Below are 24,356 nucleotides of genomic sequence, written 5' to 3'. Positions count from 1 at the left end.
ATGGAAAAAATTATCATCCCCAAACTTAGAGAATTCTATATTCCCATAGGAGGTCTTTTACTATGCTTCATTTTACTTGCGATACGCATTAAGATGACAGGATCCTTCTTCTTTCTCTTCTTGATATGGAACCTATTTCTTGCCTTTATACCTTATGCTTGCTCGCTACTTTTAATATCAAAAGAACAATGGATGCAATCTAGCTGGAAATGGATTCCTATAGCAATGATATGGTTATTGTTTTTACCTAATACACCTTATTTAATAAGTGATCTACAGCACTTGCAACATAGCTCCCCAGATGTTATTTGGTACGATATCTTAATGCTTATAGCCTTTGTGTGGTATGCGTTATTTATAATGTACTTAACGGTAAGTGATATGCAAAAGCTTCTCATTTTAAAATTGAGACCTCAATATATTTCTTATGTTATCATAGGCGTATTTATACTTTGTGGCTTTGGAATTTATCTAGGTAGATTTTTAAGATGGAATAGCTGGGATATTATTCAAAACCCTATGAGTCTTGCTAACGATATATGGTATCAAATAAGGTATCCATTTATAAATAGTAAAACCTGGATAGTCACATTTGGCTACGCAGCTATCATGATACTTTCCTTTTTTGGACTACAATTCACTCATTCTAAACACAAAAACTAATGCGCTTATCACTTAAATACATCATCGCATTCTTAGTCCTACTAGCGACGGAAATATTAATTGCTCTCTACGTACACGACGACTTCATAAGACCCTACCTAGGCGATAGTATCGTTGTAGTATTAATCTATGTGTTTATTATGGGATTGTTTAATATCCCGAGAAGTTTTAAAAGCAAAAACATTACTGCGCTGGCGGTATTACTATTTGCTTTTATAGTAGAAGGCCTACAAGCAATTTCCTTTATAAACTACACTGGCCTAGCAGATAATAAATTGTCACGCATTATTCTAGGTACCTCGTTCTCGTGGTGGGATATGCTTGCGTATGTAGGTGGATATCTCTTTATAATAGTTTTTGAAAAACTTAGAGAACAAGCTTAGTCGCTCTCAACATCTCGCGTTTGCCTGGAGGTCCTGGGAGTCGCTCTACTAGAAAACCTACAGCTTGCATTGCTCTACGAGCAGCTCCCTGAGCGCAGTATGTTGTCAAAACACCGTTAGGCTTTAAAGCTGCAAACATCTTAGTAAAAATAGCTTCTGTCCATAATGTAGGTTGAACTCTTGGTCCAAAGGCATCAAAATAAATTAAATCAAAAACCTCACTATCAGTAATATCTTCAAAACGCTGCTTACGCTTTGTAAGCTTAAAATGATCACTTATTACTATTTGCTTTTCCCAAGCAGCATCGTGTAAGTCGTTATAAACGCTTGTAGCGTCCTCTTCCTCTAGCTGACTAGCATAATCCATTGCTGCAGCTTCCTCTTGAGAAACTGGATAAGCTTCTGCTCCCACATAATTAAAAGAAACTTGATATTTATCTGCTTCAAAGTAGGTAAGCAACGCATTGAGTCCTGTTCCAAAACCCATTTCTAGTATCGCAATTTCTTTTTGATCTTGATGTTGAGCCACGTAGTGCTCTACCCCTGTCATTAAAAATACGTGACGCGCTTCTTGTATCGCTCCATGTTTAGAATGGTATTGCTCATCCCACTCTGCAATATGTATTGTCTTTGAGCCGTCTCCTGTAGTTATAATTTCTCTTTTCATTTCTGTTAGGTAATACTAGTAAAAAAAGGGTAAGCCTGCGCCTACCCTTTTCTAATGATTTTATAAAATAGAAATTACTCTGCTTTAAGTAACACCCCATCTGCCATAAAACGTAACTCGCGTTCTGGCTTTGTGATTGCAGCAATCTCCTCCTTGGATTTCCCAGCATCTTCTGCCATATGACGTAACTCGCCTACAGATACTTCTTCTAGATATGCTTTACCTTCTACAATTGCGCTACCTTCTTTTGTGTCCGTAGGCACAAAGAATCCGTAATCTTTAAACTTTACAAATACTTGCTCTTCATATGCTATATCTAAGCGCATCCAGCATCCTTTTGAGGCGCATACTGCGTTTATAGGTGCTTCAAATTTCACAACTGCAGTATCACCTTCGGCAAGTGCTGCATATCTTTCTGCTACCTCGCTTTTTGTTAATGAATTTTCTGAAGAAATTGCAGCTCCATAACTCACATACTCATCTTGTAGCGTGGTATTTACAGATTCCGCTTTCGCGAAAGCGTTATCATTTGCACCTTCCTGCTCCTTACAGCTCATTATAGTAAAGGCAATTAAGAATATTGTTGCTAATATCTTCATAATTAGTTCATTTTAGTTTGTACATCGCAAAATTATGCAAAAATCATCCATTGAGGACGGTAAATCGCTAAATTTGTAGTTATGGAAACAACCTCTACACTTCGTATCGAAAAGCGCAACGCCTCAAAAATAGGCGATGTGGACTTCAGTAACCTTGCTTTTGGAAGCGTTTTTACTGATCATATGTTCTCTATAGAATATGCAAATGGTGCATGGCAACAACCAGAAATCGTTCCTTACGGACCGATACCTATGGAGCCAAGTGCTAAAGTTTTTCATTACGGTCAAGCCGTTTTTGAAGGAATGAAAGCCTTTAAAGATGACAACGGAGATGTCTTTTTATTCCGTCCAGAAGATAACTGGGCTCGTATAAATAAATCTTCTGCCCGTCTTGCTATGCCAGAACTTCCTAAGCATATCTTTATGGAAGGACTTACTGAGCTTTTAAAACTAGACGAAGCTTGGATAAAAGCTGGTGATGGTAACTCATTATACATACGCCCGTTTAACATAGCAACACAATCTGGAGTTTCTGCATCACCTGCAGATCGTTATAAATTTTTAATCATACTTGCTCCTGCACAGTCTTACTACTCTGGAGAAGTAAGTGTAGTTTTTGCAGAGAAATATAGCCGCGCAGCAAGCGGTGGCGTAGGGTTTGCAAAAGCAGCAGGTAACTATGCGGCGCAGTTTTACCCTACAAACCTTGCTAAGGAAGAAGGATACCAACAAATTATCTGGACAGACGCAAACACACACGAATATTTAGAGGAGGCTGGAACAATGAATGTGTTTTTTCGCGTGGGAGATACACTTCTTACAGCACCTACTAACGATACAATCCTAGACGGAATCACACGTAAGAGTGTAATTCAACTAGCTAAAGATGCTGGAATCAATGTAGAAGTGCGACCAGTAGCTGTAAAAGAAATTGTTGCCGCGTCTGAGGCTGGAGAGCTTAAAGAGATTTTTGGTGTAGGTACAGCAGCAGTAGTAGTTCCTTTTAAAAGCTTTGCTTATAAAGGTGAAGATCACAAACTAAACGCACCAGAAAATAGCTACGGTATGAAGTTTAAGAAAGCTTTAAACGACATACAGTACAACCGTTCTGAAGATAAATATGGCTGGAGAGTTGCTGTAAAGTAACACACAGTGCACTTATATCAAGTCCCAAATCCCGCAAGGGTTTTGGGACTTTTTGCTTATAAATAAAGGCTATTTATGTATCTTAAATACGAACTAAAGACTTTTTAAGTAACTTAGAGCCACAAATAAATTAACCATCATATTATGAAAAGAGGCAGTGGTCTTAAGATCAGATTACTTATTGGTGTTGCTATTGTTGCTTTTGCACTTTTTAAAAATTGCAGCAATCGCGAGGAAAATCCATATACAGGAAAAGTACAGGCAATAAGTATGTCTCCAGACGAGGAGATAGCAATGGGGATTCAATATGCCCCACAAATGGCAGAGCAGCATGGCGGTTTACACCCAGACCAGCAACTTCAATCTTTTGTAGACCAAGTGGGAAACAAACTTGTACAAGAAAGTATGGCTCGTGAGACACCTTATAGATATGACTTCCATTTATTGCGAGATGAACAAACGGTAAATGCATTTGCATTACCTGGAGGGCAAATATTTATTACGTATGCCCTACTTTCAAAACTTGAAAATGAAGATCAAGTGGCAGGTGTTCTTGGACATGAAATAGGTCACGTTCTAGGTAAACACAGCGCAGAGCGCGCCGAAAACTCTAGCATGTGGTCTACCATCTCTATGGGTGCAGAGGTAGGCGGCGGCATGGGCGGTGCTGCTGGTTCTATAGGTCAGAGTGTGTTACTAGGTAACGGCCGTGATGACGAGTTAGAAAGTGATGACCTAGGTGTACGTTTTATGATACGTGCTGGGTATGACCCATACCAGATGATAGGTGTGATGAAAATACTTAAAGCAGCAAGTGGTGGCAGTAGCCAGCCAGAATTCTCTAGCACACACCCAGATCCAGAGAATCGTATTGAGCAAATAAAGGAGAGTATCCAGAAATATGGTTACACGGGACCTGCGACAATGTAGCGCAACCGTTTTCGTTAAAACCCTTATAAAACCTCGCTCTCGCGAGGTTTTGTTTTTATCTTTACGTTATAACCTAAGAAGATGAATAAGAAAACAATACTCATGATACTTGATGGATGGGGAATGGCTCCAGACAAGAAAGTATCTGCTGTAGACCAAGCGCAAACGCCATTTATAGATAGCCTTTACAATAAGTACCCACATGCCCAATTACTAACTCATGGTGAGAATGTAGGCCTCCCAGAAGGTCAAATGGGTAATAGCGAAGTAGGCCACATGAACCTAGGTGCTGGTCGCATTGTGTATCAAGATTTTGCTAAAATCAATAAGGCACTCAAAGATGATACGCTTAAGGATGAGCAAGTTTTAAAAGATGCTTTCGCTTTCGCGAAAGAAAGCAATAAATCTGTTCACTTTCTCGGTCTCGTTTCTGATGGAGGTGTACACTCACATATCAATCACTTAAAAGGACTTATTCTGGCTGCCGAAAATGCTGGAGTTCCTCAATCTTACATTCACGCATTTACAGATGGTCGTGATGTAGATCCAAAATCTGGAAAAGAACTTATAGGAGATATTTCTGCTTTCGCGAAAGCGCACAACGCACAACTAGCATCTGTAATAGGTCGCTACTATGCGATGGATAGAGACAAACGATGGGAGCGTGTTGCTCTTGCATACAATCTAATTACCAAAGGTGCTGGAACACCTACTAAAGATGTTGTACAGTCTATTCAAGATAGCTACGATGAAGGTAAGACAGATGAGTTTATTGATCCGCTTTTTGTAACACAAGATAACGAGAGTATATCAACCGTTCAAGAAGGTGATGTGGTAATCTTCTTTAACTTTAGAACAGATCGTGGTCGCGAACTAACAGAAATGTTATCTCAAAAAGATTTTCCTGAACAAAACACTCAAAAGCTAGACTTGTACTACGTTACCATGACAAATTATGATGATACGTTCACAGGAATGAAAGTCATCTATGATAAGGATAACTTAGTAAATACCCTAGGAGAGGTACTTGCTAATGCTGGAAAAAAGCAAATACGTATCGCCGAGACTGAGAAGTACCCGCACGTAACTTTTTTCTTTTCTGGAGGTCGAGAAGAACCTTTTGACGGAGAGTCTAGATTACTAGCACCCTCGCCTAAGGTTGCCACCTACGACTTACAGCCAGAAATGAGCGCCTTTGAGATACGTGATAAAATTGTTCCAGAAATAAATAAAGGAGAGGTAGATTTTGTTTGTCTTAACTTTGCAAATCCAGACATGGTTGGTCATACAGGTGTTATGGAGGCAGCGATTAAAGCTTGTGAGACGGTAGACAGCTGTGTCAAAGACATCGTAACTACCGCCGAAGAAAACAATTACACCGTAATTATCATTGCCGACCATGGAAATGCCGAGGTAATGATTAACCCAGATGGCTCTCCAAATACGGCTCACACAACGAACCCAGTACCCGTAATTCTAGTGGATAAGGATATCAAAAAAATCAACAATGGTATTCTATCTGATGTTGCACCTACAGTTTTAAAACTACTAGGCGTAGATCAACCAGCGGTTATGGATTGTACACCACTAATATAAATTACAAAGACAATGAAACACTTTTATATAACACTCGCACTTCTTGCTCTTATATCAAGTTGTGATAGCTCAAAAAAAGCAGTAGAAGCCACTCCTACTCCTCAAGTTGCAGAAACCGTAGAACCAAAAAAACCTGCCAAACCTGCACTCCCAGCGGTAGTGGTAAAACCTGCTCCAAAACAAAAAACTATGCTCGTAGGTAAAGAAGATAGAAGTGCGCTAAAACAAGCTCCTTTTGATAGTTGGTTCAATCCTAACTATGCAAAATATGTGGTAAATACAGATTACATAAATGACCTAGAAAAAGGGCTAGAAGGCATTACTATCACTACTTTTATGGGAACATGGTGTGGAGATAGTAAACGTGAGACCCCTAGGATGTTTAAGATACTTGATGAAGCTTCTTTTAAAAATCAAGACTTAGAGCTTATCACAGTAGATCGTACTAAGAAGAAACCTACAATGTATACTGACGGTAATAATATCATACGTGTACCTACTTTTATCTTTAAAAAAGACGGTAAAGAAATAGGCCGTATTGTGGAGCGTCCAGTAGAGAGCTTAGAAGAAGACATGCTTAAAATTTTAAATGGAGAACCTTATAAACACTCTTATGAAAACTAATATTATTGCCTTAGTAGTTATTACAGCACTCACTTTCTCTTGTAAAGAAAAAACCACTACCGAAGAAGTTGTGGTAGTAGAAGAGGTAGAAGTTGTAGATGAAAATGTGGACGACAATGGGATTGCCATCCTTTTAGGCGCACAAGAAAGAGAAACCCTAGAGTCTGAACCATATAACAAATGGTTTATGAATAGCTATAAGAATCACACGATAGACATGGAGTCTCTTACGGCTATAAAAGAAGGTCTCAAAGACGTAAGAATTACCATATTCATGGGAACGTGGTGTGAGGACAGTAAGCGTGAGGTACCTGCATTTTTTAAAATTCTTGATGAAGTAGATTATGAAAGTGAAACTGTAAAACTTATCACTGTTTCAGAGGACAAAACAGTTCCAGAAGAACTAGTAAAAGGAAAAGATATAACAAATGTGCCTACATTCATTTTCATGAAAGATGGTAAAGAACTAGGTCGTATTGTAGAGTATCCTCTAGAAAGCTTAGAGAAAGATATGGCTAAGATTCTATCTGGCGCAGACTATAAGCATGCTTATGCTGAGTAAATAGACAATTAATATTTAATCTTAAAACCCTCATCTTCATGAGGGTTTTATTTTGATCAATTTTTTCAAGGAGCTATTAATTTTATTAGTTTAGCGTCTTAAACATTAATCAAAACACAATCAATTTATGAAGTGGTATTTAAAAGTAGTAAGAGACAATTATGCAAACTTTGAAGGAAGAGCACGTAGGGAAGAGTATTGGATGTTTGCGCTTTTTAATGTTATTTTTGTAATGCTTTCTTACATCCCATTTATTGTTGGAGCAGTTATGGAGAGTGAAGCACTAATGATGATAGGAGGTCTATTACTTTTTCTGTACATAGTCGCTCTATTCATACCTAGTATTGCGGTAGTAGTGCGCAGGCTTCATGACCAGGGTAAAAGCGGCACTTGGTATTTCATAGGATTCGTGCCGTTTATAGGCGGTATTTGGTTATTGATACTTATGGCTACAGAAGGAACTCACGGCCCTAATCAATACGGTCCAGACCCAAAAGGTGACTTGATACAATAACAACTATTCAACTTATAATAAAGGGCTTCTAATAATTCATTAGAAGCCCTTTATTATTATGTATAACTAACCGTTGATCTTTTTGTAATTTTGCATAAACTTTAAAGCAATCGAAACAATTAAAACCATAGCGGTAGATTTTGACGGTACCATTGTAGAAAATGCGTACCCAGGGATTGGTAAGCCTATGTTATTTGCTTTTGATACTCTTAAAAAATTACAGCAAGAAGGAAACCGTCTTATTCTATGGACCTATAGAAGTGGTGCTCGTTTAGATGAAGCCGTTCAGTTCTGTAACGATAATGGCATTACATTTTATGCCATAAATAAAAGCTATCCAGAGGAAGTTTTAAGTGAAGATATAAGCCGCAAGATCAATGCAGATATTTTTATTGATGATCGTGATGTACGTGGTATGATGGGCTGGGGAGAAATCTATCAAATATTAGGTAACAGTGCCGAGACATCACCCAAGCTTAAACAGAAACGCAGTAAACCTGCTAGAAATAAAACAAAAAAGAGCTTTATGTCCCGCATAGAGGAGCTTTTTAAAGACGAAAACGCATAATGGCAATTATACAGAAAACTAGAGAAGAGATAGAGTTAATGCGTGAGAGTGCGCTAGTAGTATCTCGTACCTTAGGCATACTTGCTGGAGAGGTAAAACCAGGAGTAACCACACTATATCTCGATAAGATAGCAGAAGACTATATACGTTCACAAGATGCGATTCCGGGTTTCTTGGGTTTATACGATTTTCCGAACACACTTTGCATGAGTCCAAACGACCAAGTCGTTCACGGTATCCCTAACAACAAACCTCTTGTAGAAGGAGATATTATCTCTATAGATTGTGGAGCTATAAAGAATGGCTTCTATGGCGATCACGCCTATACTTTTGAAGTAGGCGAAGTAGCACCAGAAGTAAAGAAATTACTTGAAATTACTAAGCAATCTCTTTACGTGGGAATAGAACAACTCAAAATAGGTAACCGCACAGGTGATGTAGGCTACGCCATTCAAAAATTTACAGAAGATCATGGCTATGGTGTAGTACGCGAACTTGTAGGTCACGGTCTAGGAGCTACCATGCACGAAGATCCAGAAATGCCTAATTACGGTAAACGTGGACGTGGAAAAAAGTTTATAGAAGGGATGGTAGTAGCCATCGAACCTATGACTAATATGGGAACTCGCAATATCACACAGCACAATGATGGCTGGACGATTACTACGCGCGATAATAAACCAAGTGCTCATTTTGAACATGACGTCGCTATAGTTGATGGAAAGCCGGAGCTACTATCTACTTTTGCTTACATCTATAAAGCGTTAGGAATTGAAAGCGATGAGGAAACTCCTTTTCGCCAGCAAGCTTTAGTGCTTTAACAAGTGAAAAAGCTTTTTAAATTTTTCTTAAATGCTATTCCGCGGCCTTTATTAATAAGGGCTAGTTATGTGGTGAGACCTATTATGGCTACCTTTTTAAAAGGTGACCGTTACGAGGATCCTATTGACGGAAAAACATTTAAGAAATTTTTACCGTACGGTTATGGTACGCCAAGAGAGAATGTACTATCTCCATCTACGCTCTCACTCGAACGTCATAGACTCTTGTGGATATGGTTACAGCGGGAAACAGATTTCTTTACTTCACATAGAAGAGTGCTACATTTTGCTCCAGAGCAAGCTTTTTATAAACGCTTTCGCGAAAGCGCACACCTAGATTACACCACTACAGATTTAAACTCTCCGCTAGCAGATGTAAAAGCAGATATATGTGATTTGCCTTTTGGCGAAAACAGTTATGATGTCATATTCTGCAATCATGTATTAGAGCATATCCCAGATGACACTAAAGCGATGCAAGAATTGTATCGTGTCTTAAAACCAGGTGGGATGGCAATTTTACAAATTCCTCAAGAACTAGATAGAGCCACAACTTTTGAAGACGACACCATCACAGATCGTGATGAAAGAGCTAAGATTTTTGGACAATATGATCACGTTCGTGTCTACGGCCGCGACTATTTTGACAAACTAAGAAGCGTAGGGTTTAAAGTAGATGAAGTTGATTACACAAACACCCTATCTCAAGAAGAAGTAAATAGATTTAGACTAGCTCAAGGTGAGATATTACCAGTTTGTTATAAGTAATCTACGAGGTTTTAATCCTTAATATACTTATTAAATCCCTCCGTCATATAAACTCCACCGTCATAAACTAAATAAGCTTCTACGTCTTGACCTTTTAAAGCTTCCTTAGCGCGTTCTAATCCCATCGCCATACACGAAGTAGCCCACGCATCTGCCGTAGCGCAATCTACTGCAATAATGGTTGCACTAAGGACATCACTGCGCTCTGCAGAACCCGTAAGTGGATTTAAAGTATGAACGTATTGCTCGCCTGTAGTTTCATCAATACGATTCTTCCTATAATTACCAGATCCAGCCATTGCCTTGTCTCTTAGACCTACCAATGCGCTATGTGTACGTTTTTCTAAAGGCGAGTCAAGATTTTCTATTCCAACTATCCAAGACTCTTGTTTTCTTTCATTAATTCCAGAAGCCACAATCTCCCCTCCTATATCTACAAGAAAATTGCGGTATCCCTCTTCATTCATAAAAATTGCTACTCTATCTACACCATAACCTTTTGCCACGGCATTAAAATCGAAATATATCTCTGGATAGATCTTTTGGATTTTATCATCTTCACTTAGAGTTACCTTATCCCAGCCTACATACTTCATTAATGAATCAAGAGCAGTACTATCAATCACTTTAAGTGCCTCTGTGTCTCCAAATCCATATGCATTACGCAATGTTCCTACTGTAGGGTCAAAATAGCCTGATGTGGCTTTATTAACCTTTCGCGAAAGCGTATACACATCCTTAAACATATCATCTATTACAATAGTACTATCTCCTCTATTAATCTTAGAGATATCACTATCGGGTAAATAAGTGCTCATTGATTTATTAACTGCATAAATAACAGAATCAATTCCTTTTTTGATACGAATTGCGTCTTGCTCTGACCCAAAATATTTTACGGCATACGTAGTCCCAAATGCATCTCCTTGGATGGTAATCTCATCTGCTACATGATCTTGTTTACAAGAAAGAATAGTAATGGCTAGAAAAAGTAAAAGTAATCTCATTAGGTTATTTCTTGAAGTCCGTTGTATATCTCTCGATAAGGCTTATCCTTCTCTACTGGTAATTGATAATTATCTCCATGTCCTAACCCTACTCCAGCATAAAAAGTGCGGGCTTCAAACTTTATAGCATGATCACGCATTCTTATCATTTGCGCCTCGTCATACACATTTGCATCTTCTGGAAATGTACGAGCTCTTACGATAACGAAATGTAATTTTTTATCCTTGAGAGCCACAAACTGCGGATCCTTTTTAAGCTTAGAATTTACTGCCATAAATTCGTAGCCTTGACTAGTAAGATCATCTCCCACGATATTCATCGCAAGGTTATGAAGCTCTTGTTCTGTGAGGAGTTCTGCCATATTACAAAGATAATATCCACGTTTATTTCTACCTAACCACCCGCTACTTTTGAAAGCCTCAGGAGGATAGAAACACAAAACCCGATACATTGCTGTATCGGGTTCTCTAGTTTTCGCGAAGGCGAAATTATATACTATCCTCCAAAGTCATCAAAACGGATGTTCTCATCAGGAATTCCATAATCTTCTCCCATCTTTTGAACAGCGTTGTTCATAAGTGGAGGACCACAGAAATAAAGCTCGATATCTTCTGGAGCCTCATGTTTACTTAAGTATTGATCAATTACTACTTGGTGAATGAAACCAACAAAACCGTCTCCTTCTCCATCTGTAGAATCTTTTACTTTCCAATTGTCCTCTTCCATAGGCTCAGAAAGCGCTAGGTAGAACTTAAAGTTAGGAAATTCTCTTTCTAACTCACGGAAGTGCTCTAAGTAGAACAACTCACGCTTAGAACGTCCTCCATACCAATAAGTAACCGTACGTCCTGTTTTAAGAGTTTTGAATAAGTGATACAGGTGAGAACGCATAGGCGCCATTCCTGCTCCACCACCTACGTAAAGCATCTCAGACTCAGACTCGTTTATGAAGAACTCTCCATAAGGACCAGAAATCACTACTTTATCACCAGGCTTTTGTGCAAATATATAAGATGAAGCAACCCCAGGGTTAACATCCATCCATTGGTTTTTTGCTCTATCCCATGGTGGGGTAGCAATACGTACATTCAACATAATCTCACGACCTTCGGCTGGGAAGGAAGCCATAGAGTATGCACGTTCTACGGTCTCATTATTTTTCATGGTAAGTGGCCATAAACCAAACTTATCCCATTCTGCTTGAAACTTATCTGGAGTTTCATGCTCCTCTGGGTGAGCCGTGATATCAATATCTTTATAATTGATTGTACATTCAGGGATTTCAATCTGAATATAACCTCCAGCTTTGTAGCCCATATCCTCAGGAATCTCTACTACAAACTCCTTAATGAATGATGCTACGTTATAGTTACGTACTACGGTTGCATCCCACTTCTTAATCCCAAATACTTCTTCTGGGATAGTGATATTCATATCTTGCTTTACTTTTACCTGACAAGCAAGACGCGCTCCATGAGCAAGTTCTTTACGAGAAAAGTGTGGCGTTTCTGTAGGTAATGCTTCTCCACCTCCTTCAAGAACGTGACACTCACACTGTATACAAGTACCTCCACCTCCACAGGCAGATGGTAAGAATATCTTGTTGTTACCTAATGTAGAAAGTAATGTACTTCCTGAGGCAACCTCTACTTGTTTCTCTCCGTTTATTGTAATTGTTACAGGCCCCGATGGAGATAGCTTTTGTTTTGTAAAAAGCAATAATCCCACGAGCAGTAACGTAAGTACTAAAAAGGCAGCGATTGTCGCGATGACAACGCCGGACATTGATGCGGCTAGTATCATAATTAGTTTTCTTTTTCGTTAGCAATTTTGTCAACAGTGATCATAGCTACCGGTTGACCTTCTTCTTTTACTTCTATCTGTGCAGCTTCTACTGCTGGAGCTTCTTCTTCATCACCTCCAGTAAGCATTCCTCCAAAACTCATAAATCCTATTGCCATCAATCCTGTGATGATAAAAGTAATTCCCAATCCTCTTAAAGGTGCAGGAACATTCGAGTAACGTATTTTCTCACGAATGGCTGCAATTGCAAGAATTGCTAAGAACCAACCTATACCAGAAGATATACCGTAGTTGAAGGCAAGACCTAACGTTTGGATATCTCTAGATTGCATAAACAATGACCCTCCTAAGATGGCACAGTTTACTGCAATAAGTGGTAAAAAAATACCAAGTGAGTTATACAGTGATGGCGAGAATTTCTCTACTACAATTTCCACTAGTTGTACCATTGTTGCAATAGTTGCAATAAATAATATAAACGATAAGAAACTTAAGTCATAATCTGCATACTCAGGACCTAACCATGCTAAAGCACCGTCACGTAATATGTACTGATCAAGTAACCAGTTAATAGGTACAGTTACCGCAAGTACAAATATTACTGCAGCTCCAAGTCCTACGGCAGTGGTAACTTTTTTTGACACCGCAAGGTATGAACACATTCCTAAGAATGTTGCAAATACCATGTTATCGATGAAAATGGATTTAAAAAATAATTCAATATGCTCTAACATATCTTTGATTTTATAGGTTTACGCTTTCGCGAAAGCGTGAAAATTGATTCTTAGTTCTCTTCTACTAAAGCAGGATTTCTTGATCTCTGTACCCAGATAATCAAACCTACTACAATAAGTGCCATAGGTGATAGCAACATAAATCCGTTGTTCTCGTATCCTATACTGTACAGTCCTGTTTTTTCAATAGGATCTCCAAGTACTTTAAATCCAAGAAGTGTTCCTGAACCTAGAAGCTCTCTAAAGAAACCTACCATAATAAGTATCACACCATAACCAAGTGCATTACCAATCCCATCTAAGAATGATCTGTAAGGTCCGTTTCCTAAAGCAAATGCTTCAAAACGCCCCATGATAATACAGTTTGTAATAATCAGTCCTACAAAGACAGATAGCTCTTTACTCAGCTCATAAGCAAATGCCTTAAGCGTTTGATCTACCACAATTACTAGCGTTGCTACAACGATAAGTTGCACAATGATTCGAATTTTTGAAGGAATCACATTACGTAAAAGCGATATTACAACGTTACCAATCCCGAGTACAAAAAGTACAGAAATTGCCATTACAATAGATGCTTTTAATTGCGCTGTAATTGCAAGTGCAGAACAAATACCTAATACTTGAATAGTAATTGGGTTATCATCTGCAAGCGGATCAAGTATAAGTCTTTGATCTTTTTTTGATAGTATCGCCATTATGCTTTGGTTTTAAAATCTTGAATAAATGGAACGTAATTCTTAAGTGTGCTCTTAATCATCGCACTTACACCATCACCTGTGATAGTAGCTCCTGCAAGAGCATCTACTTTATTATCTTCTTTACGTTCGTTTTTTGGATCGTTATTACCCTTTGCTACAGTGATTCCAGAATATTGTGTCTTAGACATTATCTGCTCTCCTGTAAAGTCATCCATAAAGTAACGCTCCTTAATGTTTGCACCAAGTCCCGGAGTTTCTCCTTTGTGATCAAAGTATACACCTTGTACTACTAAGTTATCATCCAAAGCTACGTAACCCCAGATAGCATCCCAAAGTCCTTTACCGTACATAGGTACAACATAGAACTTCTGACCATCTTTCTCACCTACAAATAAAGGCATCTTACGCTCATTTTTAGGTAATTTACTTTGCTTCTTCATATCTACAGTAAAAGCCTCATCACTCTGTGTGATTTTACCACTCTGTATAATGTAAGCTTCCTTGATGTATTTGTCATACTCTGCCTCTACCTTATCAGTAGGGATAAAGTTAACACCACCTTCACCTTCAACATTTTCATTCACACCCATTGCATACAGAATATTCTGTTGCTTTTCAAAGCGCTCATTTTCTTTAATTGCTGGCTTAAGACCTGTTGCAAGCCCTGCAAGCACTCCACCTACTACAACTACCATAATAGTTGCAAATAGAATCGTATATCCGTTTCCGTCTGTCTTTGCCATCGTTATGCTGTTTTAAGTTTAAGACGTTTCATTCTCTTCTTCACATTACCTTGAACCACGTAGTGATCAATAGTAGGAGCAAATACGTTCATTAATAAGATCGCAAGGAATACTCCTTCTGGGTATGCTGGGTTAAATACACGAATCATGATAGAGATAAATCCTATTAAGAATCCGTAGATGTATTTTCCTTTATTAGTTTGTGATCCTGTAACTGGATCTGTTGCCATAAACACAGCACCAAATAAAATACTACCTATAATAAGGTGTTGCCAGAAAGGAACACTCATTAATCCGTAAAACTTACTTGAGCTATCAATCCATCCTGCGTCAACTACACCATTAAAGATAAGCCCCATTACTAGCGCTCCTGCTACTGCAGAAAGTATGATTCTCCAGCTTGCTATCTTTGAAAAGATCAAAAATGCCGCTCCAAAAATGATTAAAAGCTTTGATGTCTCTCCTACAGAACCTGGTATAAAACCAGCAAACATGTCCCAGTAGTCATAAGCAACAGTACTATTTTGTGCATAACTACCTAAAATGGTTTCTCCAGAGATTGCATCTGGCTGTCCAGCCATATCAACTGCTTGGTGTACCCATACTTTATCTCCTGACATCCAAGTAGGATATGCAAAGAATAAGAAAGCACGGATAGTAAGTGCAGGGTTAAGGATGTTCATCCCTGTTCCTCCAAATACTTCTTTACCTATTACCACACCAAAGATTACTGCTACCGCAAGCATCCATAATGGAATATCAATAGGAACAATAAGTGGCACAAGCATTCCCGTTACTAGGTAACCTTCTTCTACTTCGTGCCCTTTTATAACTGCAAAAATAAATTCTACTAAAAGACCTACACCGTAAGAAACCACAACAAGTGGTAATACTGTCCAAGCCCCCATTGCAAAGTTATCCCAGTTCCAGAAATTTGCATCAAAGAAACCTACAGCCTTATACTCTGCTGCTGTTCCAGCTACTTCTGCAACTGCGTAGTAATGCTGGTATCCAGCATTAAATATTCCAAATAATAAACAAGGAATCAATGCGATGATTACCGTATTCATTGTTCGCTTTAAATCATCTACCGCTCTTATGTGACCACCACTGTGTGTAGTCTCGTTAGGAGCGTATAAAAAAGTGTGAAGTGCGTTGAAAGCCGGAGCCATCTTCTTCCCTTCATACTTCATTTTAAGCTTATGTAAACTTTCTTTCATTCCCATAACTTATCCTATTTCTTTATACATAACATCTAATCCCTTTCTGATAATTTCTTGATGTGGCTGTTTAGACACACACATGAATTCAGTAAGTGCAAAATCTTCTGGAGCAACTTCATACATTCCAAGTGCTTCCATCTCATCTAGATCTTCTACCATACAAGCCTTAAGGATTTGCATAGGGTAGATATCTAAAGGAAAAACCTCCTCATAGTTTCCTGTTACTACAAACGCACGGTGCTCACCATTTGTATTAGTATCAAGATCATACTTTTTATTAGGCTGCATCCATGAGAACGTAAGTGCTCTAGATGGTGATATCTTATCAAAAACTGGCTTATTCCAACCGAAGAATTCATAATCATCTCCTTCTGGGATAGCTACAAACTCTGTTGCATAAAAACCTAGAGCTCCTTCTGGACTCACTTTACTACCAGTAAGTACATTACCAGAAATAAAACGATTATTATCTCCCTCTACTCCTGCAGCATAAGCAAATGTAGAAACCTCTGCTCCTATCATTGTCTTGTAATACTTAGGCGCTTTGATAGATGATCCAGATACAGATATTACACGTTGTGCATTAAACTTACCCGTAAGCAACAACTCTCCAATAATAGCTAGATCCTGTGCAGCAATCGTCCACGCAGTTTCTCCTTTATTAATTGGGCTTGTTTTATTAATTAAAGTTCCAACGTTCCCAGCTGGGTGCGGTCCTTTTACTGTATGAGTCACAACATCTTTAAGTCCAGAAAATATAGAAGAGCTTGCTCCTATAGATACGTGAACACCTCCAGAAGTAAGCGTTGCTAGTGCAGAAACTGCTGCTTGTAAGTGCGCCTCCTTCCCTGCAAGAACAAAGTCAAGATCTGCAGCAAGTGGCCCTGTGTTTAATCCAGAGATAAAAATCGCCTTTGGAGTTACTGTTGGATTTGCAACAACATCATAAGGACGTTGCTTTATAAATGGCCAAACTCCTCCTTCTAGCAATCTCGCTTTTACTGCCTCTGCACTTGCAGATGCACCTAAAGCTCCTAGATCACGAGTAGCACCAGCATAATCTGCTTCAATCACAATATCAGTAATAACACGACGTGCGCCGCGCTTGATTTCTGTAATTGTTCCAGCAACTGGAGATACAAATTTGATTTCTTCTTGAGACTTTGAGTAAAATATTACATCTCCAGCCTGTAGGGTCGCTCCTTCTTTTACGACCATTTTAGGGGTAATGAGATGAAAATCTGAAGGTCTAATAGTTATGGTACGCGATCTAGGCGCTTCAGAAATTGTTTTTTCTGCTTCGCCTACTAATCGGATATCAAGACCTTTTTTGATTCTGATGTCTTTTGACATATGTCAGTAGATTTATGTTATCTAAAATCCTCTTAAATTGAGGTTTGCAAATTTACATAATACCGTCCGTATTTCCGAGTGTGACTAAGTGAAAGTATTATTTATAACACTTCTAAATAATGTTTTACACGACTCATTAAACAAAGCTTCTCAAAACACTATATTTCAAACGTTTTCACCGTAAAAAATATCTCTTTTTAAGATTCTTGTTAAGCGTATTTGCCTAGGGCTACACAAAATTAATTTTTAAGTAACATCACATTGAGGGACACAATTCTTAAAAAGGAATGCAAAAACCTCGCAATCTCAAGTTATGCTCCATTTTTGAGATTCACTTCTCGCTATCACATTTTCGCGCAAGCGTAATTATCAAACATCATCATTTGCCACACCATATTGATTAACGCAATATCTCGGCATCAAAATTGTTTATATTTGGTATCCATCCATGTTTTTATGAGACCATATTTCACCATTTTATTGATTGTAATTTCGTTATCTGTTGCTGCTCAAGCAGTACAAGAACTTCCAGAACCTGCATTTATAAAAACTGTACAGTTTAATGAAAACAGTACTACTGGCACCTCGCTGCCTATTATAAAACTGGGGAGCAGTTTGCGACTTTCTTTTGACGATATTATAGGAGATGAGCGCGATTATTTTTATAAAATAACACATCATAATGCAGACTGGACACCTAGTAATCTCGTGCGGTCTGAGTTTATGGATGGCATGGATAATGTGCGTATCCTCGGGTTTGAAAACTCGGTTGCCACCCTGCAACTCTACACCCATTACGACCTGAGCATCCCTAACCAGATGACTAAGAGACTTACTAAAACAGGTAATTACCTCTTGAGTATTTATGATGAAGATGACAATCTTGTTTTCTCCCGTAAGTTTATGATTTTTAATCCTCAATATAGTGTGGGAGCAGAGGTTAAGAGGTCTCGCGACTTGAGATACATAGATAACAAACAGGTGCTACGCTTTTTTGTAGATTCTGGTGATGACCTCATTATCAATCCAAAAACCAATTTACATACTGTTCTCATCCAGAATAATAACTTAAAAACTGCTATTACAGGCATAAATCCACAATATAATATAGGGAGCAAACTTGAGTATCGCTATGATCAAGAAACAGCTTTCTGGGGTGGTAATGAGTTTTTTAACTTTGAAAATAAAGATGTGCGATCTTCTACATTTGCCATACGCAGCATAGAGCTTAAAAGTCTTTACCACAACTACCTATACACAAGTCCCGCTCGTTATGATGAGCCATACACTTACAATCCAGACATTAATGGCAACTTCTTAATCAACACTTTGCAAGGTCGCACACCACTTACAGAAGCAGAGTATGTGTGGATTCACTTCTCTTTACAATATCCAGAAGTTAGCGACGGGCAATCTATACATATTTATGGTAACTTCAATAATTATGTAATCGACAAGAGCACTGCACTAACTTATAATGGTGACTCACGCCGTTATGAATTACCTTATTTACTTAAACAAGGATTTTACAATTATCGCTACGTACTAGTGAATGCAGATGGAAGCATAGAAGAAAAAGACAATATAGACGGCAATTTCTGGCAGACAGAAAATGATTATCAAATATTAGTGTACTATCGCAGACCAGGTGGACGTTTTGATGAACTCCTAGGATATGGCACTACAAATTCTAGCCAGATTACAAACTAATTACAACATATGTAGTTAGCATTATTTCTTTACGCTTTCGCGAAAGCGTATCCTTCTAAAAATCCTATATTTATATCGTGAAGGAAACAGAAATCAAATCAACTAGCCGAAAGGCGATGCGATATAGAGGAGTAGAATGCTTAAACTGCAAGCACCCTCTAGAACTCTCTGACCGCTTTTGCGCATACTGTGGTCAAATAAACACCACCAAGAGACTTACGCTCAAAGATTTTATAGCCGAATTTATTCTAAGCGTTTTCACCTACGACTCTAAATTTAGGTTCACTATAAAAGATTTACTCTTCAAACCCGGCACCATCACCCGCAACTACGTAGACGGGAAGAGGCTTAAGTATGCAAACCCTTTTCGATTCTTTCTTAGTGCTTCTATCTTTTATTTTATTCTACTTGCGCTTTTTGGCCTCTTTGAAGATCCTCAAGCGACTAATCTGGATAACAAAGCTTCCATTATAAATGGTGGAAAGGAGGACGTTGCAAACATTCAGAAATCCATAGAAGAAATAGATTTTGGTAATGTGCAAAATTACAATCAAGAACAAGCCGACTCATTAAGCAACGAGATTGAAGAAAAAATTAACGCTGGTATTGTGTCTATCACTACCAAAAAAGCGCAACGCAAGAATGAAGAGAAAAAGGAGTTTATATTTATCACAGAAGACTCACTCACCGCTGCCTACAAAGGATCAGGCAGTTATTTAAATATTCTAGCACACAAAGCAGAATACTTCTACAAGTTTAATAAACACACAGATATATCAAATCCAGCAACAGCGCTAGACAGCTTAAGGTACCCTAAAACAAAGACCAACATATTTCTATACACCAAGACAAATGACTTCCAGCGTGTCCAAGAAAATCCAGTGAAATTCTCAAAATATCTACTTTCTAAAACCCCATTCTTTCTGTTTTTCATGGCACCTTTTGTAGCCCTTTTCTTTTGGCTTATTTATTCAAAAAAGAAATTTAACTACATGGAACACTTGGTTTTTATCTTCCATATATTCAGTTGGATATTTGTGGTATTAATTATCTGTTTACTTCCAGATTTATTACTTCCAGGAGATAATATTCTAGCCGCCATACTATTAATTCTAGTAGGACCGTTCTACTTTTACAAAGCACTGCGCAATTTTTATAAACAGAAGAGGCGGTGGACACTTATAAAATTTGTATTTTTAAATATCGTATTTTTTATAAGCACCCTATTTTTTGCACTTATATTCTTTACGATTACTGCACTTTTATTTTAAGAATGGTACAACAAGTTACACAAGGAATTAAAATTTCTGTAGAGACTACCTTTGAGGGCACATTTTATAAAAATCATAAAATGCGCTATGCCTTTGGCTACAAAATAACGATCGCAAATCAGAGTAAAGATAGCGTGCAACTTATGGCTCGTCACTGGAGAATCACAGATGCCCTTAGCGCACCAGAGACTGTTGCAGGAGAAGGTGTCATAGGTAAGAAACCCGTTCTTAAACCTGGCGAAAGCCACACCTACAGTTCTGGATGCTTGCTCAACTCTGCCTTTGGGGCAATGCAAGGTTTTTACCAAATGGTAAACTTTACTACTACACGTAATTTTAGAGTAAAAATCCCAGTATTTAAGCTGAGTGCACCGTTTGCTTTAAACTAATAGCCGAGAATTTTTGAGAAGTAAGCTCAAGGCGAAAAAGTGAATCTCCCTGCTCAAGCATGCAATATGCACAGTTACTATCATACACAAAACGATAATCACTCACGGCAGAGAAACCGTCTGGAAATGCTGCGACACCTTCAAAGTCCTGCTCGCCAAACTCAGTAAACCTCCTAACAATGCCTTTTATCTCAGAGAGAATCTCAAGGTGAAAGTAAGCACTACTGCCTGTGCCCTCTAGAAAGTGAACATTTTCTGGCAAGTTCATTTCCACTTCTAGTTCATGTGCCGCAGGAACTCTTCTATCAAAGTAGTTTGTGAGATTCTCGCGTAGCGCAGTAGAATTATAAGGTGCAATCACACCATTAAAAATCTGATAAACCCCTTCTTGGGATGCGCTTTTCTCTACATTACCAATGGTACTTGGCGTAAATTTCTTGTTACGCTTTAGGTATTTAATAATAGCCTTATCTTCTGTGCTAGCTAGTATCGTTTCTGTAACAAAGCGAGCGCAATTACTTCCTATTTTTCCAAAGGCTTTATAAGGAACGCTTCCTTGATTTTGCAGTGAGTGAATGTAAGCAAGTGCTTTCTCATAATTAATGTTCGAGCAAAGCGAAGCTACAAGTCTTCCAGACCCATGCGTTTTTTCTGGATGTGCATCAAGCCAAAGCAAAAGCTCATCTAGATTTTCAAGCGTTCCATTATTTACAATTGCCTTTACAGGTACTTCAAGTTCTACATCTGTATTAGCTCCTCGCACACGCCCTTTTCCTTTGGGAGTAATATATCTGCCAAAATCAAAATATTGTGCTTTACCAGTCTTATTTTCTATAAGCACAAGTGCCGCATGACCCGCTTTAATATGAGTACGTGTACCAAGCCCCATCAATGGTAAAATTTTACACATGAGCTCATCAGACATTTTTACAAACGTATCTGGAAACGCGAGTACTATAATCTTCCCGTTATAAATCACGCAGGTATCATTTCAAATTGCTTAGTGTAAACCTCATCCTTTTGAAGATCATTATAGGTCATCACGCAAGTGTCATCTATTTTTTCTACTTGAGTAACACTTACTGTTTTTAACAGTCCGCGATTAATCTGTAGGTCTACATGTGCATCACCTTCCCCAGCCTTAGTATGAAAGTCAAATAAACTCTCTCTACTCCAATCTGTAGTTTCTTTAAATGCAGCAAACCACGTACGACGTTTTTCTTTCATAGTAGCATCATATAATGTAGATGAGGACCATATTTTTGGCTCATTATCCAGTACTGTTATATGTGCTTTACCACCGTCCCAAACTAATTCTGTCGCCTTAAGATCACCACTCCAGTCTATAGCTACAATCGTAAAAGGCTCAATACCCTCATAATTGAACGTATCGATAGCCTCAGATAAATCGGCTGCTTTGAGAAGTTCCTTTACAATGATACCTCGGCTCATTCTGTAACTTTCTTTTCTCACGTGTATTTCAAAACCACCGTTAAGCAAGCATATCATCCTACTTTTTTCAGAAACACCTATCCACGTTCCACCAGCGACGGCATCTTTTGGAAATAGCATTTTTGTTCCATCCACATCATAAAAGTCTGGAGCGAGCGTGATTCTACCCACCGCTTCATCACGATTAGACGTAAGAATGAACGTGTTATTTTTTTTCGGAATATAGGTTACAGTACACATTGAGGGATAAGTCGCAGTTTAATGGGTGAAATTACGAAAAAAAGAATAGTAAGGTTTCCTAAGGTTTGTTTCTAAGTTACGCTTTCGCGAAAGCGTAAAAATCCCACTTGTTACACTCTTCCCAAAGACCTGTATCATCCTATCTTAAATTTGTAACTTTACAACTCGTAAAAAACAAAATAAAAAAACATCATGGGAAAAGGATTTTTTCAAGTTCCAGTTGCTGTAAACGAAGAGGTAAAATCGTATGCTCCAGGCTCTCCAGAACGCGAGGCAGTAGCAGCAGCTTATAAAGAATTATTTAATGCACATACAGAAGTACCGATGTACATCAACGGTAAAGAGGTGCGCACAAAAAATACACGCACGATCACTCCACCACACGATCACAAGAAAGTGGTAGGTGAGTATCATCTTGCAGAAAAAACACACATTGATCAAGCGATTGCTGGAGCACTAGAAGCTCGTACAGAGTGGGCAGAGCTTCCATGGGAGCAACGTGCAGGTATCTTTCTTAAAGCTGCAGAGCTTATTGCAGGACCATACCGCGCAAAGATTAATGCTGCAACGATGATCAACCAGTCTAAGACAATCTACCAAGCAGAGATTGATGCTGCTTGTGAGCTTATAGACTTCTTACGTTTTAACGTGCAGTTTATGACAGACATCTATAACGAGCAGCCAGAGTCTACTTCTGGAGCTTGGAATAGATTAGAATACCGTCCACTAGAAGGATTTATCTACGCGATTACTCCTTTTAACTTTACTGCAATTGCTGCAAACCTTCCTGCTGCCTGTGCACTTATGGGGAATGTAGTAGTATGGAAGCCTTCTGATAGCCAGATGCTTTCTGCTAAGATTATTCTTGACATCTTCCGTGAAGCTGGAGTACCAGATGGTGTAATCCAAGTTGTACATGGAGATCCTATCATGATCACAGATACAGTACTTGCAAGCCCAGATTTTTCTGGACTACACTTTACAGGATCTACACACGTATTTAAGAATATCTGGAAAAAAATAGGTGAGAATATTCACAATTACAAAACATACCCACGTATCGTAGGTGAAACTGGTGGTAAAGATTTTATCGTTGCTCACCCTAGTGCTCCTCCCAAGCAAGTTGCAACAGCTATCTCGCGTGGTGCTTTTGAATTCCAAGGACAGAAATGTAGTGCGGCAAGTCGCGGTTACATCCCTGCTTCTATCTGGGAAGAAGTAAAAGAGTACGTTATAGAAGATGTAAAGTCTTTTAAAATGGGTTCTCCAGAGGATATGACTAACTTCATTACTGCGGTAATACACGAAGGATCTTTTGACAAGCTTGCAAAATACATTGATCAAGCGAAAGAAGATGCAAATGCAGAGATCATCGTAGGTGGTGGACACGACAAGAAGAAAGGTTACTTTATTGAACCTACTGTTATTGTAACAACAGATCCTAAGTATACAACGATGCACACAGAGCTTTTTGGCCCAGTGATGACTATCTACGTATATGAAGATAAAGATTGGAGTGAGATGCTTACACTAGTAGATGAGACTAGCGAGTACGCACTTACTGGAGCAATACTTTCTACAGATCGTTATGCTGTACAAGAAGCTACAAAGGCTCTTAAAAACGCCGCAGGTAACTTCTATATTAATGACAAGCCTACTGGAGCAGTTGTAGGGCAACAACCTTTTGGTGGAGCTCGTGCATCCGGAACTAATGACAAGGCTGGTTCTATGCTTAACTTATTACGATGGGTAAGCCCACGTATGATTAAGGAAACATTTGTAACTCCTACAGATTACAGATACCCTTTCTTAGCAAAGAAGTAATAGACTAAGACCATTATTAATGATAAAGCCCATTCTTTAAAAGAATGGGCTTTATTTTTTACAT

27 protein-coding genes are annotated in these 24,356 nt (G+C 38.6%); 15 read left to right on the top strand and 12 right to left on the bottom strand.

The genetic code is table 11. The features are described 5' to 3' along the window. Entirely contained in the window at positions 1-663 is a 663-nt protein-coding gene (locus DCS32_RS08465) for a DUF1361 domain-containing protein (protein WP_108877876.1), read from the top strand. Then, positions 663-1,046, top strand: a complete 384-nt coding sequence (locus DCS32_RS08460) for a DUF2809 domain-containing protein (RefSeq protein ID WP_108877875.1) — start codon at positions 663-665, stop codon at positions 1,044-1,046. Before DCS32_RS08465 ends, DCS32_RS08460 begins: the two co-directional genes overlap by 1 nt. Here the strand turns inward: DCS32_RS08460 and mnmD are convergent. Continuing rightward, entirely contained in the window at positions 1,030-1,713 is a 684-nt protein-coding gene (mnmD, locus tag DCS32_RS08455; RefSeq protein WP_108877874.1) for a tRNA (5-methylaminomethyl-2-thiouridine)(34)-methyltransferase MnmD, read from the bottom strand. The two genes, DCS32_RS08460 and mnmD, sit on opposite strands and share 17 nt — an antisense overlap. Before the next feature lie 74 nt (positions 1,714-1,787). Further along, on the bottom strand, positions 1,788-2,312 hold the full coding sequence (locus DCS32_RS08450; protein WP_108877873.1) for a DUF4920 domain-containing protein: 525 nt from the start codon (positions 2,310-2,312) through the stop codon (positions 1,788-1,790). Positions 2,313-2,393: 81 nt separating this feature from the next. Between DCS32_RS08450 and DCS32_RS08445 the strand changes: the two genes are divergently transcribed. The 9 genes from DCS32_RS08445 to DCS32_RS08405 all read left to right on the top strand — a co-directional run bounded on the left by DCS32_RS08445 (position 2,394) and on the right by DCS32_RS08405 (position 9,841). After that, the gene (locus DCS32_RS08445) at positions 2,394-3,458 is read left to right on the top strand and encodes a branched-chain amino acid aminotransferase (protein ID WP_108877872.1); all 1,065 of its coding nucleotides are present in this window, start codon (positions 2,394-2,396) and stop codon (positions 3,456-3,458) included. Positions 3,459-3,602: 144 nt separating this feature from the next. Continuing rightward, positions 3,603-4,388, top strand: a complete 786-nt coding sequence (locus DCS32_RS08440; protein ID WP_013750213.1) for a M48 family metalloprotease — start codon at positions 3,603-3,605, stop codon at positions 4,386-4,388. Between the two features lie 81 nt (positions 4,389-4,469). Next, positions 4,470-5,984, top strand: coding sequence for a 2,3-bisphosphoglycerate-independent phosphoglycerate mutase (gene gpmI, locus DCS32_RS08435; RefSeq protein ID WP_108877871.1), 1,515 nt, complete (start codon positions 4,470-4,472; stop codon positions 5,982-5,984). A 12-nt stretch (positions 5,985-5,996) separates the two neighbouring features. Beyond that, positions 5,997-6,608, top strand: a complete 612-nt coding sequence (locus tag DCS32_RS08430) for a thioredoxin family protein (protein ID WP_108877870.1) — start codon at positions 5,997-5,999, stop codon at positions 6,606-6,608. Next, a complete protein-coding gene (locus DCS32_RS08425; RefSeq protein WP_239057512.1) occupies positions 6,598-7,170 on the top strand; it encodes a thioredoxin family protein in 573 nt (190 codons plus the stop codon). Before DCS32_RS08430 ends, DCS32_RS08425 begins: the two co-directional genes overlap by 11 nt. Before the next feature lie 127 nt (positions 7,171-7,297). Then, on the top strand, positions 7,298-7,684 hold the full coding sequence (locus tag DCS32_RS08420; RefSeq protein WP_108877868.1) for a DUF805 domain-containing protein: 387 nt from the start codon (positions 7,298-7,300) through the stop codon (positions 7,682-7,684). 109 nt (positions 7,685-7,793) lie between these two features. Continuing rightward, a complete protein-coding gene (locus DCS32_RS08415; RefSeq protein WP_108877867.1) occupies positions 7,794-8,252 on the top strand; it encodes a BT0820 family HAD-type phosphatase in 459 nt (152 codons plus the stop codon). Continuing rightward, complete coding sequence (gene map / locus DCS32_RS08410; RefSeq protein WP_108877866.1) at positions 8,252-9,073, top strand: type I methionyl aminopeptidase; 822 nt, start codon at positions 8,252-8,254, stop codon at positions 9,071-9,073. The genes DCS32_RS08415 and map overlap by 1 nt, the downstream gene beginning before the upstream one ends. Before the next feature lie 3 nt (positions 9,074-9,076). Next, a complete protein-coding gene (locus DCS32_RS08405; protein ID WP_108877865.1) occupies positions 9,077-9,841 on the top strand; it encodes a class I SAM-dependent methyltransferase in 765 nt (254 codons plus the stop codon). An 11-nt stretch (positions 9,842-9,852) separates the two neighbouring features. Here the strand turns inward: DCS32_RS08405 and DCS32_RS08400 are convergent, their stop codons facing one another. From DCS32_RS08400 to DCS32_RS08365, 8 genes are all read right to left on the bottom strand, one after another. Continuing rightward, entirely contained in the window at positions 9,853-10,848 is a 996-nt protein-coding gene (locus tag DCS32_RS08400; RefSeq protein ID WP_108877864.1) for an FAD:protein FMN transferase, read from the bottom strand. Beyond that, the gene (locus DCS32_RS08395) at positions 10,848-11,210 is read right to left on the bottom strand and encodes a Na(+)-translocating NADH-quinone reductase subunit F (protein ID WP_108877863.1); all 363 of its coding nucleotides are present in this window, start codon (positions 11,208-11,210) and stop codon (positions 10,848-10,850) included. Before DCS32_RS08395 ends, DCS32_RS08400 begins: the two co-directional genes overlap by 1 nt. Positions 11,211-11,344: 134 nt before the next feature. Further along, complete coding sequence (nqrF, locus tag DCS32_RS08390) at positions 11,345-12,652, bottom strand: NADH:ubiquinone reductase (Na(+)-transporting) subunit F (RefSeq protein WP_013750223.1); 1,308 nt, start codon at positions 12,650-12,652, stop codon at positions 11,345-11,347. Positions 12,653-12,654: 2 nt separating this feature from the next. Then, a complete protein-coding gene (gene nqrE / locus DCS32_RS08385; RefSeq protein ID WP_108877862.1) occupies positions 12,655-13,386 on the bottom strand; it encodes an NADH:ubiquinone reductase (Na(+)-transporting) subunit E in 732 nt (243 codons plus the stop codon). 50 nt (positions 13,387-13,436) lie between these two features. Continuing rightward, positions 13,437-14,084 (bottom strand): NADH:ubiquinone reductase (Na(+)-transporting) subunit D, encoded by a 648-nt coding sequence (locus DCS32_RS08380; RefSeq protein WP_013750225.1) that lies wholly within the window; start codon positions 14,082-14,084, stop codon positions 13,437-13,439. Beyond that, on the bottom strand, positions 14,084-14,830 hold the full coding sequence (locus tag DCS32_RS08375) for a Na(+)-translocating NADH-quinone reductase subunit C (protein WP_108877861.1): 747 nt from the start codon (positions 14,828-14,830) through the stop codon (positions 14,084-14,086). The genes DCS32_RS08380 and DCS32_RS08375 overlap by 1 nt, the downstream gene beginning before the upstream one ends. A 2-nt stretch (positions 14,831-14,832) precedes the next feature. Continuing rightward, positions 14,833-16,056, bottom strand: coding sequence for an NADH:ubiquinone reductase (Na(+)-transporting) subunit B (locus tag DCS32_RS08370; RefSeq protein ID WP_108877860.1), 1,224 nt, complete (start codon positions 16,054-16,056; stop codon positions 14,833-14,835). A 3-nt stretch (positions 16,057-16,059) separates the two neighbouring features. Further along, positions 16,060-17,406 (bottom strand): Na(+)-translocating NADH-quinone reductase subunit A, encoded by a 1,347-nt coding sequence (locus tag DCS32_RS08365; RefSeq protein ID WP_108877859.1) that lies wholly within the window; start codon positions 17,404-17,406, stop codon positions 16,060-16,062. Positions 17,407-17,862: 456 nt separating this feature from the next. Between DCS32_RS08365 and DCS32_RS08360 the strand changes: the two genes are divergently transcribed. The 3 genes from DCS32_RS08360 to apaG all read left to right on the top strand — a co-directional run bounded on the left by DCS32_RS08360 (position 17,863) and on the right by apaG (position 20,776). Then, the gene (locus DCS32_RS08360; RefSeq protein WP_108877858.1) at positions 17,863-19,116 is read left to right on the top strand and encodes a type IX secretion system plug protein domain-containing protein; all 1,254 of its coding nucleotides are present in this window, start codon (positions 17,863-17,865) and stop codon (positions 19,114-19,116) included. A gap of 77 nt (positions 19,117-19,193) precedes the next feature. Further along, complete coding sequence (locus DCS32_RS08355; RefSeq protein WP_162533617.1) at positions 19,194-20,387, top strand: DUF3667 domain-containing protein; 1,194 nt, start codon at positions 19,194-19,196, stop codon at positions 20,385-20,387. Positions 20,388-20,389: 2 nt separating this feature from the next. Then, positions 20,390-20,776 carry a Co2+/Mg2+ efflux protein ApaG gene (gene apaG, locus DCS32_RS08350; RefSeq protein WP_108877856.1) on the top strand — a complete coding sequence of 129 codons (387 nt, stop codon included), beginning with the start codon at positions 20,390-20,392 and terminating at the stop codon, positions 20,774-20,776. Here the strand turns inward: apaG and DCS32_RS08345 are convergent. Next, complete coding sequence (locus DCS32_RS08345; protein ID WP_239057511.1) at positions 20,745-21,686, bottom strand: DUF6695 family protein; 942 nt, start codon at positions 21,684-21,686, stop codon at positions 20,745-20,747. The genes apaG and DCS32_RS08345 overlap by 32 nt on opposite strands. A gap of 65 nt (positions 21,687-21,751) precedes the next feature. Next, positions 21,752-22,468 carry an NRDE family protein gene (locus DCS32_RS08340; RefSeq protein ID WP_108877854.1) on the bottom strand — a complete coding sequence of 239 codons (717 nt, stop codon included), beginning with the start codon at positions 22,466-22,468 and terminating at the stop codon, positions 21,752-21,754. 192 nt (positions 22,469-22,660) lie between these two features. Here DCS32_RS08340 and pruA point away from each other — a divergent pair, with 192 nt between their 5' ends. Beyond that, the gene (pruA, locus tag DCS32_RS08335) at positions 22,661-24,292 is read left to right on the top strand and encodes an L-glutamate gamma-semialdehyde dehydrogenase (protein WP_108877853.1); all 1,632 of its coding nucleotides are present in this window, start codon (positions 22,661-22,663) and stop codon (positions 24,290-24,292) included. Positions 24,293-24,356 lie beyond the last annotated feature (64 nt).

Source organism: Dokdonia sp. Dokd-P16 (assembly GCF_003095655.1).
GTDB lineage: Bacteria > Bacteroidota > Bacteroidia > Flavobacteriales > Flavobacteriaceae > Dokdonia.
Note: the sequence above shows the minus strand (reverse complement) of the source record. Positions and strands in the feature narration are given on the sequence as shown.

Excerpts from the sequence above, each read along its gene's own strand:
- DCS32_RS08465 (WP_108877876.1), top strand. The coding sequence starts at position 1 with ATGGAAAAAATTATCATCCCCAAACTTAGAGAATTCTATATTCCCATA.
- DCS32_RS08460 (WP_108877875.1), top strand. The coding sequence starts at position 663 with ATGCGCTTATCACTTAAATACATCATCGCATTCTTAGTCCTACTAGCG.
- mnmD (WP_108877874.1), bottom strand. The coding sequence starts at position 1,713 with ATGAAAAGAGAAATTATAACTACAGGAGACGGCTCAAAGACAATACAT.
- DCS32_RS08450 (WP_108877873.1), bottom strand. The coding sequence starts at position 2,312 with ATGAAGATATTAGCAACAATATTCTTAATTGCCTTTACTATAATGAGC.
- DCS32_RS08445 (WP_108877872.1), top strand. The coding sequence starts at position 2,394 with ATGGAAACAACCTCTACACTTCGTATCGAAAAGCGCAACGCCTCAAAA.
- DCS32_RS08440 (WP_013750213.1), top strand. The coding sequence starts at position 3,603 with ATGAAAAGAGGCAGTGGTCTTAAGATCAGATTACTTATTGGTGTTGCT.
- gpmI (WP_108877871.1), top strand. The coding sequence starts at position 4,470 with ATGAATAAGAAAACAATACTCATGATACTTGATGGATGGGGAATGGCT.
- DCS32_RS08430 (WP_108877870.1), top strand. The coding sequence starts at position 5,997 with ATGAAACACTTTTATATAACACTCGCACTTCTTGCTCTTATATCAAGT.
- DCS32_RS08425 (WP_239057512.1), top strand. The coding sequence starts at position 6,598 with ATGAAAACTAATATTATTGCCTTAGTAGTTATTACAGCACTCACTTTC.
- DCS32_RS08420 (WP_108877868.1), top strand. The coding sequence starts at position 7,298 with ATGAAGTGGTATTTAAAAGTAGTAAGAGACAATTATGCAAACTTTGAA.
- map (WP_108877866.1), top strand. The coding sequence starts at position 8,252 with ATGGCAATTATACAGAAAACTAGAGAAGAGATAGAGTTAATGCGTGAG.
- DCS32_RS08400 (WP_108877864.1), bottom strand. The coding sequence starts at position 10,848 with ATGAGATTACTTTTACTTTTTCTAGCCATTACTATTCTTTCTTGTAAA.
- DCS32_RS08395 (WP_108877863.1), bottom strand. The coding sequence starts at position 11,210 with ATGGCAGAACTCCTCACAGAACAAGAGCTTCATAACCTTGCGATGAAT.
- nqrF (WP_013750223.1), bottom strand. The coding sequence starts at position 12,652 with ATGATACTAGCCGCATCAATGTCCGGCGTTGTCATCGCGACAATCGCT.
- nqrE (WP_108877862.1), bottom strand. The coding sequence starts at position 13,386 with ATGTTAGAGCATATTGAATTATTTTTTAAATCCATTTTCATCGATAAC.
- DCS32_RS08380 (WP_013750225.1), bottom strand. The coding sequence starts at position 14,084 with ATGGCGATACTATCAAAAAAAGATCAAAGACTTATACTTGATCCGCTT.
- DCS32_RS08375 (WP_108877861.1), bottom strand. The coding sequence starts at position 14,830 with ATGGCAAAGACAGACGGAAACGGATATACGATTCTATTTGCAACTATT.
- DCS32_RS08370 (WP_108877860.1), bottom strand. The coding sequence starts at position 16,056 with ATGGGAATGAAAGAAAGTTTACATAAGCTTAAAATGAAGTATGAAGGG.
- DCS32_RS08365 (WP_108877859.1), bottom strand. The coding sequence starts at position 17,406 with ATGTCAAAAGACATCAGAATCAAAAAAGGTCTTGATATCCGATTAGTA.
- DCS32_RS08360 (WP_108877858.1), top strand. The coding sequence starts at position 17,863 with ATGAGACCATATTTCACCATTTTATTGATTGTAATTTCGTTATCTGTT.
- apaG (WP_108877856.1), top strand. The coding sequence starts at position 20,390 with ATGGTACAACAAGTTACACAAGGAATTAAAATTTCTGTAGAGACTACC.
- DCS32_RS08345 (WP_239057511.1), bottom strand. The coding sequence starts at position 21,686 with ATGTGTAAAATTTTACCATTGATGGGGCTTGGTACACGTACTCATATT.
- DCS32_RS08340 (WP_108877854.1), bottom strand. The coding sequence starts at position 22,468 with ATGTGTACTGTAACCTATATTCCGAAAAAAAATAACACGTTCATTCTT.
- pruA (WP_108877853.1), top strand. The coding sequence starts at position 22,661 with ATGGGAAAAGGATTTTTTCAAGTTCCAGTTGCTGTAAACGAAGAGGTA.